Source organism: Natronosalvus vescus (assembly GCF_023973145.1).
Taxonomy (GTDB): domain Archaea; phylum Halobacteriota; class Halobacteria; order Halobacteriales; family Natrialbaceae; genus Natronosalvus; species Natronosalvus vescus.
The window spans coordinates 417,998-432,756 of the sequence record NZ_CP099546.1 but is presented as its reverse complement, the minus strand read 5'-3'; the positions used below and the strand labels follow the sequence as shown (position 1 = coordinate 432,756).

Genomic DNA, 14,759 nt, shown 5'->3' with positions numbered 1-14,759 from the left:
CTCGCGTTGAAGGGAAGCGTTTATTACCTATGTGTCCCTCTGGTTCGTTTGCATCAACTGGACTCCGTAAGAGAGAGGCCATACACAGGACATGCGATAACCGGCGCCTAACGGGGTTTTCGTGTCGTTCTGGGTGGAGCGCTCCACACGAAACGAGGGGGTATGTGTACGACGAATGTCAGACGAGGACTCAGACACACCAGATACAGGGCGGACGACAGACCCACACACACCTGTCGGGTTCACGATGAGCTTCGAGGGTGATGGAGACGACGAGGAGTCGAATCAGGGCCTGTTCGACGACCTGCTGAGCGGCGAACCGATTTTCGAAAACAAGGAGGTGCTACGACCATCGTACACCCCGCACGAACTCCCCCATCGAAGCGATCAGATCAACAAGATGGCGACGATTCTCGTCGCCGCGCTCCGTGGAGAGACGCCGTCGAACATCCTGATCTACGGAAAAACGGGGACGGGAAAGACTGCGAGTGCGAAGTTCGTCAGCAAGGAACTCGAGAGCACGTCGAAGAAGTACAGCGTGCCCTGTGACGTCGAGTACATCAACTGCGAGGTGACGGACACCCAGTATCGCGTCCTGGCACAGCTCGCCAACAAGTTCATCGAGGAGAACGAAAGGCGCATCGACGAGCGCATCGAGGAACTCGAGTCCCTCCGGGAGGCAGTCGAAACGGACGGCGAAACCGAGCACGAAGCGGCCACAGTGGACGACGTCGACGACCAATCAACCAGCGATGAGGTCGAGTCGTCATCCGACGACGCAGCCGACGACGCGTCCACGCCACACGCACAGACCGACCCCCTCGCCGAGGAGCCCTTCGACACGGCCGAGGATGTCGAGGCGGAAATCGAGTCCCTCGAGGCCGACCGAGACGGCTTCGAGGAGGTACCGATGACCGGATGGCCGACCGATCGGGTCTACAGCGTCTTTTTCGACGCGGTCGATTACTCCGAACGGGTCGTCGTCATCATGCTCGACGAGATCGACAAACTGGTCGAGAAGTCGGGCGACGACACCCTGTACAACCTCTCACGGATGAACTCCGAACTCGAGAACTCGCGGGTCTCGATCATCGGCATCTCTAACGACCTGAAGTTCACTGACTTCCTCGACCCCCGGGTCAAGTCGAGCCTCGGTGAGGAGGAGATCGTCTTCCCGCCGTACGACGCCAACCAGCTGCGCGACATCCTCCAGCATCGCTCGGAGGTCGCGTTCAAAGAGGGCGTTCTCTCGCCGGACGTCATCCCACTGTGTGCGGCGTTCGCCGCCCAGGAACACGGGGACGCCCGACGCGCGCTCGATCTGCTTCGAACCGCGGGTGAACTCGCCGAGCGCGCCCAGTCTGAGACCATCGTCGAAGAGCACGTTCGCCAGGCCCAGGACAAGATCGAACTCGACCGTGTCGTCGAGGTCGTCCGCACCCTGCCGACCCAGAGCAAACTCGTCCTCTTCTCGATCATCTCGCTGGAGAAAAACGGCGTTCACAGCATCAACACCGGTGAGGTGTTCAACATCTACAAACGGCTCTGTGACGAGATCGACGCCGACATCCTGACCCAGCGACGCGTCACGGACCTCATCAGCGAACTCGACATGCTGGGCATCGTCAACGCCGTCGTCGTCTCCAAGGGGCGCTACGGCCGCACGAAAGAGATCAGCCTCTCGGTGCCCCTTGAGGAGACCGAGGCGGTGTTGATCTCCGATTCTCGCCTCTCGGACATCGACGACGTCCAGCCGTTCGTGCAGGCACGGTTCGAGAACTGAGTTCTTCCGTTCGTGGTCGTGTCGTGAGTGTGACGCTCCAGCCGACGAGTGACGACCCCGGCAGATGCGACCGAAGACCTAATCATTAACCCCGCTGGCGCACCGACGATGTAGTATGCGAATCGCACTCCTCGGTGGAACCGGCGACATCGGCGAAGGACTGGCGCTGCGCTGGGCGCACGACACCGACCACGACGTGTTGATCGGCTCTCGAGACCCCGAAAAGGCGCGAGACAGCGCGACGGCGTACGTCGAGGAACTCGAGGAACGCGGCATCGAGGCGAGCGTCAAAGGATTCGTCAACGAAATGGCGGCCGACCGGGCGGACATCGTCGTCCTCGCCGTCCCGCCGTATCACGTCGGCGACACCGTCGAGTCGGTCGCCGAGAAACTCGACGCGGACACGATTCTCGTGAGTCCCGCAGTCGGGATGAAAGGCGACGAGGATGGGCTGCACTACCACCCACCGGGGACGGGGAGCGTGACCGCGCTGGTCGCCCAGCGCGCGCCCGAGGAGGTACCCGTGGTGGGAGCGTTCCACAACCTCGCTGCGGCCAAACTCTCGAATCTGGACGTCGATCTCGGCGTGGATACGCTCCTCGTGAGTGACGACGCGGACGCGAAGGCGACCGTTGGCCGCCTCGCCGAGGAAATCGACGGGATCCGGGCGCTCGATGTCGGACCGATCGCCAATGCCGCCGAGGTCGAGAGCGTGACGCCACTCGTGATCAACATCGCCCGGTACAACGACGAGATGCGCGACGTCGGCGTCCGGTTCCACTAGGTACCGGTCGACGATCGATTTCCGAACCGAACCAGATCCGTGTTCTCGAGGGCCAGACCGGTATTTGACTGTTGGCTGTGCCTCGAGCGGTTGCTACCGTGATCAGCAATCGGGCTGAGAGCGGTCAGTCAGGCTCGCAGTGATAAGTCGGGCTCGAGGACGCCTGTGTGTCAGTCGTCTTCGTCCGAGTCGTCCGCCTCACCTTCCCCGGGCGCGTCAGACTGTTCCCCATCGTCTTCGACAGCGTCGTCAGCCGCGTCGTCTTCCTCTACGGTATCGTCGTCGCCGGTCTCGTCTTCGTTTTCGCCGTCGCCATCGTCTTCCGGATCGATCTCCTCGACGTCGACGTCTTCGCCGACGACGCCACTTTTCGTGATAACCGGCAGGAGGTTGTAGCCGCCGTGGCCTTTCCTGACGACGTTGATGTCGAAGACGAACGTGACAGGATCCTCTTCCGTCACTTCGAACGGTTTGACGATCTGGAGCTTCTCGCTCGGGATCTTTACGTCCGCAACCTCGCCGTCGACGATACCCTCGATATCGGCAGCGTACAGTTCGATTTTGTTGTACCGGCCCGGCTCGAGGTCGCCGTCGAAGACTTTCATCGCCTTGCCGCCGACGACCTGGGTGAGGTCGACGGTCGCACCCTCGAGGTTGAGTTCGAAGAACCCGCGTCCGTTCGAGTCGTTTCCAGTGTCCTCGGTTTCGTCATCGTCGCCGTCACCAGTGCCGTTCGTTTCGTCATCTCGAGCATCACCGTCGGCTTCCCCGTCGGTTTCGTCGTCACCACCGTCGTCATCGCCAGTGGTGTCATCCGCCTCGTCAGTGTCGGAGGCGCTGGCAGCATCGTCATTGTCATCGTCAGCTGATTCGTCCTCGTCGTCCCCACCCGCTCTGAAGATCCGGGCCCGGTCGAACGACACATCGAGTGAGTCGAAGTCACCGATGTCGGCGGGAAGGTCGCTGATTAGCAGGCGGAAATTCCCGGACGACCCGTTCTCGCCGCTCAAGTCGTCGTCCGTCGACGAGTCGCTATCGGGCGATTCGGCGTCGGAATCGTCACCGATCGGGTCGCTTTCTGCGGTACAGCCAGCGAGCAGCGTTGCACCGACACCGCCGCTTGCGCCGATAAACGTCCGGCGTTTCAGTCGCTGTGTGTGGGTATCGGGCTGGTCTCGAGCTGTCGTCTCCGATCGATCCGATGGGGGCATTACGAGATCAATTGAACGCACCACCCCTATAACAGTCAGATACTCCAGATAATTCACGAATCGTTTATTTGGTTCATCCAGTTTAGCCACTCGAGGAGTGAGCGGCAACCGACGGCTCGTGACGTGACGACAACTCGAATCCGAGAAGGGCTACGCGCCAGCGCTCTCAAGGGCGTCTTCGATGTCCTCGCGCTGGGTGACACCGACGAAGCGCTCGACGATGCCGTCGTCGTTCTCGATGATGAGCGTCGGCAGCGACCGAACCTGGTACTCGTTGGCGACGTCCTGTTCCTCGTCGACGTTCACTTTCTCGACCTCGAACCGGCCGTCCCAGTCGTCCTCGAGTTCCTCGAGGATGGGATCCTGGGTCTTACAGGGGCCACACCAATCCGCGTAGAAGTCCTTGAGCGTAACAGTCATACCGTTATCGACCCTTTCCGCCCGTTGCGCATAAGGGTTTCCCACCTGTGTATGCTTGCCGGAATTCCGGTCACGCCGGCACTAATGATCCGTTTGAAACGATCGCACAGCGAATTCGTCCCCCGTAACTGAGGGAAGGAACCAACTACGCGGAGGCCCCACGGCCGTCATGGACAAACAGTCGATTCGCGAGGCGGTGTGGGACGACCTCGAGGGGAGCGGAACGGCCAGATTTCCGTTTCCACCCCACGGCCGCATCCCGAACTTCGCGGGTGCGAGCGAAGCCGCCGGCCGCCTGGCCGACCAGCCCGAGTGGCGCGAGGCGGAGACGATCAAGGCGAACCCCGACGCTCCACAGCTTCCCGTCCGCCGCCGCGCGCTTCGGGCGGGGAAAACCGTCTACATGGCCGTGCCACGTCTACGCGATGAAGCGTGCTTTCTCGAGCTCGACCCGAACGTCCTCGACCCCGAGGACTACGACGAGGCGACCACGGTGTCGGGCTCGTCAAAACACGGCGTGCAGGTCGTGCCGGCGGACGTCGAACCGATCGACCTGATCGTCTCCGGAAGCGTCGCGGTGAGCGAAGCCGGCGTGCGCATTGGCAAGGGCGAGGGGTACAGCGACCTCGAGTACGCGATCCTCCGAGAACTGGGACTGGTCGATGCGGAGACGCCCGTTGCGACGACGATTCACGAGCGCCAGCACCGCTCGAGCGAGGACATCGAGGCCGACGACCACGACGTACCAATGGATCTGGTCGTCACGCCTGAGCGGGTGATCCGCCCCGACGCGTCGACGAAGCCGTCTGGAATCGACTGGGATCGTCTCTCAGAGGCGCGTCTCGAGGAGATTCCGGTATTGCAGTCCCTCAAGGTCGATCTCGGGGAGTGATCGGCCGGGCGTGAGGGCGGGTGATCGACGAAAGCGGGTGGCTGAGGCCAGGGTGGATCTACTGGATCGAGGACGAATAGTCGCTCGAGAACGGAAAATTGCAGGGACGGAAGAGGCCGGTGCAGAGCCTCCACCGTCGACAGCCGTGTGCGGGACGAGGGAGGTGCAGGCCCGCGTCCGCACACACAGCGCGGCAATGGTGGGGAAGGGTGCTGTGGTGGGTTGCTGGAAGTCACGGGGTCAAGGCATGAGTGCCTGTGGGTGGTGGGTGCGCCCGTCGACCTCCATCAGACGCAACGAGAGGAGGTTACTTCAACTGGGGTGTCAGTCCAGCCACTTCGGTGGGATTCCCCCACACTTAACCAGGATTTAATCGGCCGATTTCACCATCGAGATAGTTCATACCACCGGTATTCCACAAACAACACAATTGATCATAGCTGTTTAATTGCATCGGCCTTTCGGACGTGTCAATTGTCGACCCGAATCCACGAACGGTTCCTCGGGTTACTCGTCAGGATCGGTGACGAGCTCGCTAGCGAGCATCTCCGGATCGATCAGTCGCGGGTCAACTGCGAGGTCGAGTTGGCCACGGACGAACTCGGGAATCGTATTCCGATCGTAGACGACCGTCCGGATCTCGTCCGTGAGATCACGCACGATCGGAATCGTCGTCGATTCGGCGACGTCGGTCAGCACGTACAATCCCGCCTCGAGAATACCAGCCTCTTCGAGCATCGGGCGTGTCACGTGCCCGTCGAGGTTCAGACGGGTGACCGTTACGCCAGCGGCCTCGAGTGCGTCGGCAATCCCCTCTTCGTCGGGGCCGGCGACGATTGCATTCATGTACCTACAGCGATGGGGTGCCCGGATTTGTGTGTGTCGAAGTGGATACGGGGGTTGGGCGACGCGATTCGGGTCGTATTCTCCCGGCCCGTACAGCGAATCTTCTAGGGATCGTTGGAGTTACGTACCGCTGGCCGCCGACCCCTATTGGGCGATCGACAGGACAGGGTTACAACAGTCCCTGTTAACGCTCGAGGAACGCGTACGCGATGCCTAGCACGACACCGTAGAGGGCGTGACCGAGGAGGCTGAGCGGAGCCACATTCGGCAGCGGCGGCGCACCGGGGAACCCGACCGCATCGAGCCAGATCGGCATGACGACGACCGCGAGAGCCGCCCAGACGACGACGCCGTAGACGAGGCCAACGATCGCCGTTTTGAGCACTGTGTCCACCCAGGTTCGGACGGCTCCGATGGACAGGATGGCTGCGAACACGACGCCGAGCACGGCACCGTGTGACAGGTGGATCACCCAGCCAGCGCCCTCAGCCGGGCTGTCCGGGGTTGCCTCGATACCGTACATACTCGGAATCGCGACCTCGAGGACGGGATCGGGGATAACGAACACCATGATCGCGCCGAACGCGATGGAGCCGAGCAATCCGCCGACGACCCCGGCTTGCCAGGGTGTGAGCGCGTTTCGATTCGAGACGGCAGTTTGGGTCGTGGTATCTGATGCCATGCGATCGAGAGGACGTCGAGTTCGAACGTATGCGTGTGGCGGATCGGTATCGGCGCTGCACAACCGCGAGACGCTCCGAGGGGAGCGATGACGACGCGAGATACGCAACGGTGAGCGAGGAAGGCTGTGGAATACGGGACGGTGAGTGAGGCCGACCGCGAGGGGTCGAGCAGGGCAGCCAACGAAACACCGAAGCCGCGCCCGACGAGGAGAAGCGCTTTTTTCGCCCCCGACGAATGCGGCCGTAATGACGGAACCGCTCCGAATCACCGCTGGCGAGCGATCCACCGAAACGATCCTCGAGTTGCTCGAAGACGGGTATCGAGTCGTCGTCACCCTCGAGACGCTCGGCAGCGAACACGAGGTTACGCTTCGCGTCGACGGCGGGATCTACTACTGTGACACGCCGACCCGGCTTCACCGCCACGAGAGCGTCGAAGAAATGCGAACGTGCATCCGGAATATGGGCTACGCCTCGGATGGAGACACGAACGAATCACCGAAATCGGGATCGTGAACGACCGGGCACCGTTGCTGTCGCTGTCGAAGCGGGTCGAACGGAGGTGGAATTTTTACCCAACATCCCCAAGGAGGACTATGACCACAGACCCACGCCATCGGCTCGGGGCGTTGATGGAGCAATCCGACCCCCCGTTTCGGGAGGTCATGAGCTGCGTATTCGGGATCGAAGACCACGAAACGCGCACCTATCTGGTGTTACTCGAGTACCCGGGCAGTACGATCGAGGAACTCGCGACCGCACTCGACCGTGACCGAAGCACGGTCAACCGGTCGCTGTCGACGCTGATCGATCGGGGCCTCGCTCACCGGGATCGACGGCTGCTCGACGGCGGCGGCTACATCTACCAGTACACGGCGATCGCGCTGCCCGAAGCCAAGGAGATCCTCCACGAAGCGCTCGACGCCTGGGTGGCAACCGTCCACGGTGTGATCGACGAGTTCGACGGCGAACGAACCGGGTGATAGGGTAGTCACTGACGCCGATCGCCGACCCGTCGGCGGGCAATCGGCGGTGCAATGGTACGACACTCTTTACACGGCGTTGGCAGCATCCGCATCAATCCACCCACTTTTCCCCCTCGCTCCCCTTCCGGCGGGTAATGAGTACCGAGGACAGCCACACCCGTTCCCTCTCTCTTACGGCCGAGCCTGCTTCCCCGCCTGACGTGGCAGCCGACGGCACCTGGCTCGCGTGTATCGCCTGTGGTGAGACGTTCGCACCCTTCGAAACGATCCGATACACCTGCGACTCCTGTGACGGCCTGCTCGAGGTTCGCTACGCCGACCTCCCGACGTTCGATGACTTCTCGGGGCGTGGCGTCTGGCGATATGCCGAGGCGCTCCCCCTCGACGTCGACGTCACCATCCAAGAAGGCGACACCCCGCTGTATCGCGTGCCACGACTCGAGGCCGACCTCGGGGTCGAGTCGTTGCGAATCAAACACGAGGGAATGAACCCCACCGGGAGCTTCAAGGATCGCGGCATGACCGTCGGCGTGGCGGTCGCGGCGGAACTCGGCGTCGATCGGCTGGCCTGTGCCTCCACGGGCAACACCAGCGCCGCCCTCGCCGCCTACGGCTCCCGGGGCGGGATGGAGACGCTCGTCCTCCTGCCGGCGGGGAAGGTCGCTGCGGGGAAAATCGCCCAGGCGAGCCTCCACGGGGCCCGCATTCTCGAGGTCGACGGGAACTTCGATCACTGTCTCGACATCGTTCAGGAACTCGCCACTCGCGGGGAGGCCTACCTGCTCAACTCGCTGAACCCGTTCCGACTGGAGGGCCAGAAGACCATCGGCCTCGAGATCCTCGAGGGCTTTCGCGACGACTACGGCGCGTGGCCGGATCGGATCGTCCTCCCCGTCGGCAACGCCGGCAACACGTCGGCACTGTACAAGGCGTTCCGCGAACTCGTCCAGGCGGGCGAACTCGAACCGGAAGACGTCCCGAAACTGACGGGCGTTCAGGCCGAAGGTGCCGCACCGATGGTCGAAGCGATCGAGAAGGGAGCCGACGCGGTACGGCGCTGGGACGAGGTCGAAACGCGGGCGACGGCCATCCGCATCGGCAACCCCGTGAACGCACCCAAGGCGCTCCCCGGAATACGGGAAACCGGCGGCACCGCGATCAGCGTCAGCGACGAGCAGATCACGGCCGCTCAGCGCGACCTGGCCGAGGAGGGTATTGGCGTCGAACCCGCCTCCGCAGCCTCGGTGGCCGGCCTGCGAGCACTCCGCGAACGCGGCGTCGTCGACGACGCCGAACGCGTCGCCTGCCTCACCACCGGCCACCTGCTCAAGGATCCAGACGCCGCCGCGGCCGCCGGTCGCGAGCCCGAGCCAGTCCCGGCCGACACCGAGGGAGTACTCACAGTACTGACGGGAGACAAATAGCCAATTTGACAGTCCGTCCGTCGGGCGAGCGACGCCCGTCGGACGCGTCTGACGAGCGACTGACTGAACCTTTTAGGCTGGGCCATGGTACCCCGAAATCCGATGTCCGTTACCCACCCAGCCGACGACACCTCGAAATCGGACGTCGACGCCGCCACCGCCGACACGTTCCCGATCGATCGTGCTCGCGCCGCCGAACACCAACCCGAGACCGTTGCAGCCGCCGACTCACAGCACCAGCGCCCACACGCCGATACCGTCGCCCTGCCCATCCGAATCGAACGACTGCACCTCGAGACCCGCATCGCCGCCCTCGAGCGCACGCTACGCGACCAGCGCCGACGCAATCAGGCGCTGATCGACCAGTACGAGTACATCCTCGAGGCGGTTACCGAGACTGCTACCGATGCCGGGACAGGGGACGACGCCGAGACCGCCGTTCCCGCCGCTGACGCCGAATGCACCAATACGACAGCTGCCTTCGCTGACGCCGCAGCCCCCGATGAAACCGACACAACCGCTACCGACCGAACCGAATCGGCCAGCCCAGGGCTCCTCGCTCGCCTCCGCTCGATGCTGAAATAACTGGCCATCAAGCCAGGTATTCCTCGAGCGTGCGTCTGACACGCCGTGGGCCACCGAGTCGTCCACAACCCGGCACTTCAATTTTTATAGTGTGAGGATACAAAAGCGATAGTAAACCAGACGTCGCTACTCGAACGCGGCGTAGCCCGTCAGATCCTGGCCGAGGACGAGAGTGTGGATGTCGTGAGTACCCTCGTAGGTATAGACCGTCTCCATGTTGGCCATGTGGCGCATCGGCGAGTAATCCGTTGTAATACCGTTACCGCCGAGCATCTCGCGGGCCACTCGAGCCTGGTTCCGGGCCATCCGGACGTTGTTGCGCTTGGCCATAGAGACGTGCTGGGGACGGAGATCCCCGCGTTCCTTCAACTCCGCGAGGCGGTGTGCCAGCAGTTGGGCGAGCGTGATCTGGGTCGCCATCTCCGCCAGCTTGGCTTGCTGGAGCTGGAATCGGGCGATCGGTCCCCCGAACTGATCGCGCTCGGTCGCGTACTCGCGGGCGGTCTCGAAACAGTCTCGAGCCGCGCCAATAGCGCCCCAGGCGATGCCGTAGCGCGCCTGGGTGAGACACGACAGCGGCCCTTTCATCCCCTGCACTCCTGGTAGGACGTTCTCCTCGGGGACGCGCACGCCGTTGAGACCGATTTCGCCGGTGATCGACGCGCGCAACGAGAGCTTCTCGGTGATCTTGTTCGTCGACACGCCGTCGCGATCGGTCTCGACGAGGAAGCCTCGAACCGCGTCGCCGCCCGTCGCCTCGCTCGAGCGGTCTTTCGCCCAGACGACGGCGACGTCCGAGATTGGGGAGTTGGTGATCCAGGTTTTCGAGCCGTTCAGCACGTAGCCGTCGGCGTCTTTCTCCGCGTAGGTCTCCATCCCCGCCGGGTTCGACCCGTGTTCTGGCTCGGTCAGCCCGAAACAGCCCACGGCCTCACCGGAGCCGAGTTTGGGTAGCCACTCCTCCTTCTGGGCTTCGCTCCCGTAGGCGTGAATGGGGTACATGACGAGCGCGCCCTGCACGGAGGCCATCGAACGCAGCCCCGAGTCACAGGCCTCGAGTTCCTGCATCAGCAATCCGTAGGCGGTTTCCGAGACACCCGGCGAGCCGTACCCCTCGAGGTTGGGGGCGTAAAAACCCATCTCGCCCATCTCGGGGATCAACTCGGTCGGGAAGGTGCCGGCTTCGAAGTGGTCACCGATCTCGGGGCGAACCCGGTCGTCGACGAACTCCCGGGCGCTGTCCCGGATCAGGCGCTCTTCGGCGTCGAGGTCGGCCTCGAGGGAGACGTAATCGAGCATAGTTTTCTATCCACAGGACGTCGTGAAAAGCCCTCCTATCTCGTTGCAATTATTGCCGAGTTGGTCGGGGAAATTCGTCGGCGATCCCGCTTCGCAGGCCTTTTCGACGAGCGAACCAGACGGTATTTGCTCGCCCACCACGTAGAATAGCGCGTGGACGACATTCCGCGAGTAGTCTGGATCGGGCTCGCGTTCGGGCTCGTCTGTCTCACGATCGTCGGTCTCTTCGTCGTGGACGTCGGTGCGAGCGACCCCGACCCCGTACACTTCGACGACACCGTCTCGATGGGACTCACCCTCGAGGACGAGCGCGCGCTCCCCGAGGACGTCGACCTTCCGCGCGTCCAGGTGTTCTACTCGCAGTACCAGTACGTCGTCGGTTACTACGGCGTCGAGACGTTCGTCACCACGAGCCGACAGCCCGCCCACGACCAGCAGTTTGGCTACCCGCTCGCGGTGTACGTCAGCGACTACAGCCCGACCGAGCTCGAGCTATCCGAGGAGGGATACCCGGTCACTGACAGGTTCGGCGGCTGGGTCGACGCCGAACGCGCCCACTTCGTCGTCGACAGCGAGGCCAGAACCCCCGCCGGCGAGACCGCGATCCCCTTCTCCGAGGCCGACGACGCGGCCGCCTTCGCCGACACCTACGGCGGCACCGTCGTCCCCTGGGAGGCCGTCCTCGAGCGCGAGTTCGACGTCGACGACGCCAGCCACGTCCGCGACCGCGTCGACGGTCAGGCCGCTGCGGCGGACGAACTGGTCGAGCGCTCGAACGAGCTTCGCGACCGACCCGACTCCCTCGTCGTCGGCAAGGACGCGCCGACGATCCAGGCCGCTGTCGACGAGGCCCCCGCAGAAACGACGGTCGTCGTGCCCGCGGGAACGTACGACGAAACGGTCGAGATCAACCGGTCGATCACCCTCGCCGGCGAGGGTGACCCGCTCGTCCAGGGCGACGGCAACGGCTCGGTGATCACCGTGAACGACGACCGCGTCGCCATCACGGGCCTCTCGGTCACCGGCGTCGGCGACCGGTTCATGGATCCCGACGCGGACATCGCAGCCGACACCTGGGACAGCAACGTCGAGCAGGGCTACGGCCACGGCGACGCCGCGATCGCCGTGGTGGACGCCCCGGGCGTATTGCTCGAGGACGTGACGGTCGAGACCCGATCGAACGGCGTGCTGTTGCGCGATAGCCCCGACGCAGTCGTCCGATCGTCGACGATAACCGGGAGCGAGGAGTGGCGGGAGGGGTTCATGGGCGTCATGGCCATGCGCTCGCCCGGCGTCATCGAGCAGTCGACGATCACGGGCGGCAGGGACGGCGTCTACACCCACCGCTCTCACGACATCGTCGTCAGGGACAACGAGCTGCTCGGCGGGCGATTCGGCGTCCATCTGATGCACACCTCGGACGCGCTCGTCGCGGACAACCACGTGCGCGACCAGGAGCTTGCGGGCCTCATCGTGATGACCGCCCCGCGGGGGAACGCATTCGTCGGGAACGACGTCCGGGACGCCCCCAGCGGCATCCGCATGAGCGGGAGCGACAGTTACGTCGCTCGAAACGTCCTGATAGACAACGGCGTCGGCTTTACGACGAACGCGGACAACTCGCTGTACGAGGGAAATCTCGTCGCCGGGAACGAGCGCGGCGTCCTCGCGAGTTCGACCGTGCCCACGAGTCGGGTCGTCGGGAACGCCTTCATCGACAACGACGTCCACGCCGAGGTGACCACCGGGCCGCTCCGCGTCTGGACGCACGACGGCGCCGGAAACTACTGGGAGGGAGCCGTCGGAATAACCGAGGGTACCGTAATCGACCGCCCGTACACCCCGACCACGCCGGTCGACGGAGCGCTTCACACCGTCGATGGGACGCCGACGCTCGCCCAGTCGCTCGCGCTCGAGGTACGTGGCGAACTCGCGGGCACCGTTCCCGGAATGCGCGAAGGCGAGGTCGTCGATACGGCACCGCTCTGTGAGCCACCCGATCCCGACCTGTTCGACGACACCGACTTCGTGTACGATACGTACGTGTGCAGTACCTTGGAGAGTTGAGAACCCGACCATCCCACATAGCAACCCCATACAACAGCATCACACAGTAAACCCCACGCAACAGCATCACACAGCAAATCCCACCCGTGACACCGAACACATCCACCGAAGCGACGACCGAGCCATCCGAGGCGATCCTCGAGGCGAGCGACATCGAGCACGCCTACGGCAGCGTCGACGTGCTCGACGGCGTCTCACTCGGCGTCCCCGCCGGGGAGATGACGGCGTTGATCGGGCCGAACGGCTCGGGCAAGACGACGCTGCTCCGGATCATGGCCCGACTTCTCCGTCCGAGCGCGGGACGGCTGCAATATCGCGGCCCCGACGTGGCTCGCGACATCGGCTACCTCCCCCAGCAGCCGTCGTTCCGCCCCGGCTTCACCGTCCGGCGGACGCTCACGTTCTACGCCGAACTCGTCGGTGCCGACGCCGACGTCGCCATGACCCATCTCGAGCACGTGGGGCTCGAAGCGGCAGCCGATCGGAACGTCGAGGCGCTGTCGGGAGGGATGACCCGGCTCCTGGGCATCGCACAGGCGACGATCGGCGACCCGCCGGTGGTCGTCCTGGACGAACCCGCGAGCGGGCTCGACCCGGGGATGCGCGCGCACGTCTTCGACGTCGCGAACGAGTTGACCGCGAGCGGCCAGGCCGTCCTGGTGAGTTCACACGACCTCGAGCTGGTCGACCGCCACGCCGACACCGTGGCGCTGCTCGACGATGGCGGGCTCGTACAGACGGGGGCGCCGGCGTCGATCGTCGACGAACTCGAGGTGACGTCGCTTCTCGAGGCCTACGAAGCCTCGGTCGTAGGAGAGGCCGGAACTGTTCGGGTCAGAGGTGAGTCGACGTGAGCTCGGAGTCCGGATCCGGGTCCGCGGCGCTCGAGGAACCCGACGAGACAGTGCCGAAGGCAGCGCGCCGACGCCACGAACACGCGCCCGGTTCCGTCTCGATTCTCTCGACGATCGTCCGCCGCGAACTCCACACCGTCGCCAGGACGCCGACCTTCTCCGTCCTTGCAGCGTCGCTGACCGTCGTTCTCCTCGGCGTCGCGTGGGCCGGTGGCGGCGTTCGGGCCGGCTACGTCCCCACCATCGTCGACCTGCTGACGCCCCTCGAGTTGCTCGTCCCAATCGTCGCCGTCGCCTTCGGCTACCGGGCGATCCTGGCCGACACCCGGCGCGGAGAACTCGAAGTGTTGCGAACGTATCCGGTCTCGGCCTGGCAGGTCGTCCTCGGCGTCTACGTCGGGCGGGCGGCCGGGCTGGTCGTCGCCATCGTTGGGCCGCTGCTGGCCGTCTTCGCCGCCGTCGCCCTCACCGAGCGGGAGACGATCCGCATCTACGCGACCCACGCCGGTGCGGACTCGCCGCTGTTGTTCCTCCGGCTGATCGTCCTCGCCGCGGTGTTCGGGCTCGTCGTCCTCGCCGTCGCGGTCGCGATTTCGGCGGTCGCGAGTACCGCCAGGAGTGCACTCGCACTGACGGTGATCGCGCTACTGGGAGTGCTCCTGGCTGGTGACCTCGCGATCGTCTACGGATTTTCGGCGGGGTTCATCAGTGACGGATCGCTCATCTACACGCTGGCGCTGAGCCCCCTCAGCGCGTTCCGTGGACTCGTCCTCGAGACGGCCGTGATCGCCGCCTCGGGGCCGGGGCCGCGAACGGCGTCCCCGATTGCGAGCCTGCTCGGGCTGGCGCTGTGGACGGTCGCTTCGCTGGCGGTCGCGACCGTCGCCGTCGACCGAGTCTGACCGGCCATCGCCTCCCGATGGAG

General features: G+C 64.3%; 15 protein-coding genes. 10 read left to right on the top strand and 5 right to left on the bottom strand.

All coding sequences use genetic code 11. The features are described from left to right. Positions 1–175 precede the first annotated feature (175 nt). The gene (locus NGM68_RS01960) at positions 176–1,783 is read left to right on the top strand and encodes a Cdc6/Cdc18 family protein (RefSeq protein WP_305884193.1); all 1,608 of its coding nucleotides are present in this window, start codon (positions 176–178) and stop codon (positions 1,781–1,783) included. Between the two features lie 115 nt (positions 1,784–1,898). Further along, a complete protein-coding gene (gene npdG / locus NGM68_RS01955) occupies positions 1,899–2,567 on the top strand; it encodes an NADPH-dependent F420 reductase (RefSeq protein ID WP_252699980.1) in 669 nt (222 codons plus the stop codon). Between the two features lie 170 nt (positions 2,568–2,737). On the opposite strand, the gene NGM68_RS01950 is transcribed toward npdG, so the two are convergent. Both NGM68_RS01950 and NGM68_RS01945 read right to left on the bottom strand, forming a co-directional pair. Then, a complete protein-coding gene (locus NGM68_RS01950) occupies positions 2,738–3,778 on the bottom strand; it encodes a DUF4382 domain-containing protein (protein WP_252699979.1) in 1,041 nt (346 codons plus the stop codon). 150 nt (positions 3,779–3,928) lie between these two features. Beyond that, positions 3,929–4,243, bottom strand: coding sequence for a thioredoxin family protein (locus NGM68_RS01945; protein WP_256469919.1), 315 nt, complete (start codon positions 4,241–4,243; stop codon positions 3,929–3,931). 124 nt (positions 4,244–4,367) lie between these two features. On the opposite strand from NGM68_RS01945, the gene NGM68_RS01940 reads away from it, so the two are divergent. Further along, complete coding sequence (locus NGM68_RS01940) at positions 4,368–5,090, top strand: 5-formyltetrahydrofolate cyclo-ligase (protein ID WP_252699977.1); 723 nt, start codon at positions 4,368–4,370, stop codon at positions 5,088–5,090. Between the two features lie 507 nt (positions 5,091–5,597). Here NGM68_RS01940 and NGM68_RS01935 read toward each other — a convergent pair. After that, the gene (locus NGM68_RS01935; protein WP_252699976.1) at positions 5,598–5,936 is read right to left on the bottom strand and encodes a DUF7126 family protein; all 339 of its coding nucleotides are present in this window, start codon (positions 5,934–5,936) and stop codon (positions 5,598–5,600) included. Positions 5,937–6,120: 184 nt separating this feature from the next. Continuing rightward, complete coding sequence (locus NGM68_RS01930) at positions 6,121–6,618, bottom strand: histidine kinase (RefSeq protein WP_252699975.1); 498 nt, start codon at positions 6,616–6,618, stop codon at positions 6,121–6,123. A 247-nt stretch (positions 6,619–6,865) separates the two neighbouring features. Here NGM68_RS01930 and NGM68_RS01925 point away from each other — a divergent pair, with 247 nt between their 5' ends. The 4 genes from NGM68_RS01925 to NGM68_RS01910 all read left to right on the top strand — a co-directional run bounded on the left by NGM68_RS01925 (position 6,866) and on the right by NGM68_RS01910 (position 9,614). Continuing rightward, positions 6,866–7,135: a DUF8001 family protein gene (locus tag NGM68_RS01925; RefSeq protein WP_252699974.1), complete on the top strand. Its 270-nt coding sequence runs from the start codon at positions 6,866–6,868 to the stop codon at positions 7,133–7,135. A gap of 80 nt (positions 7,136–7,215) precedes the next feature. Beyond that, positions 7,216–7,602, top strand: a complete 387-nt coding sequence (locus NGM68_RS01920) for a helix-turn-helix domain-containing protein (protein ID WP_252699973.1) — start codon at positions 7,216–7,218, stop codon at positions 7,600–7,602. 137 nt (positions 7,603–7,739) lie between these two features. Beyond that, a complete protein-coding gene (thrC, locus tag NGM68_RS01915; protein WP_252699972.1) occupies positions 7,740–9,029 on the top strand; it encodes a threonine synthase in 1,290 nt (429 codons plus the stop codon). Between the two features lie 102 nt (positions 9,030–9,131). Next, positions 9,132–9,614: a hypothetical protein gene (locus NGM68_RS01910; RefSeq protein WP_252699971.1), complete on the top strand. Its 483-nt coding sequence runs from the start codon at positions 9,132–9,134 to the stop codon at positions 9,612–9,614. 126 nt (positions 9,615–9,740) lie between these two features. Here NGM68_RS01910 and NGM68_RS01905 read toward each other — a convergent pair whose 3' ends face one another. After that, complete coding sequence (locus NGM68_RS01905; RefSeq protein ID WP_252699970.1) at positions 9,741–10,913, bottom strand: acyl-CoA dehydrogenase family protein; 1,173 nt, start codon at positions 10,911–10,913, stop codon at positions 9,741–9,743. Between the two features lie 153 nt (positions 10,914–11,066). Here NGM68_RS01905 and NGM68_RS01900 point away from each other — a divergent pair, with 153 nt between their 5' ends. The 3 genes from NGM68_RS01900 to NGM68_RS01890 all read left to right on the top strand — a co-directional run bounded on the left by NGM68_RS01900 (position 11,067) and on the right by NGM68_RS01890 (position 14,736). Then, the gene (locus tag NGM68_RS01900) at positions 11,067–12,980 is read left to right on the top strand and encodes a NosD domain-containing protein (protein WP_311136052.1); all 1,914 of its coding nucleotides are present in this window, start codon (positions 11,067–11,069) and stop codon (positions 12,978–12,980) included. A gap of 86 nt (positions 12,981–13,066) precedes the next feature. Next, on the top strand, positions 13,067–13,834 hold the full coding sequence (locus NGM68_RS01895) for an ABC transporter ATP-binding protein (protein WP_252699969.1): 768 nt from the start codon (positions 13,067–13,069) through the stop codon (positions 13,832–13,834). Beyond that, the gene (locus NGM68_RS01890; RefSeq protein ID WP_425493594.1) at positions 13,831–14,736 is read left to right on the top strand and encodes an ABC transporter permease subunit; all 906 of its coding nucleotides are present in this window, start codon (positions 13,831–13,833) and stop codon (positions 14,734–14,736) included. The genes NGM68_RS01895 and NGM68_RS01890 overlap by 4 nt, the downstream gene beginning before the upstream one ends. Positions 14,737–14,759 lie beyond the last annotated feature (23 nt).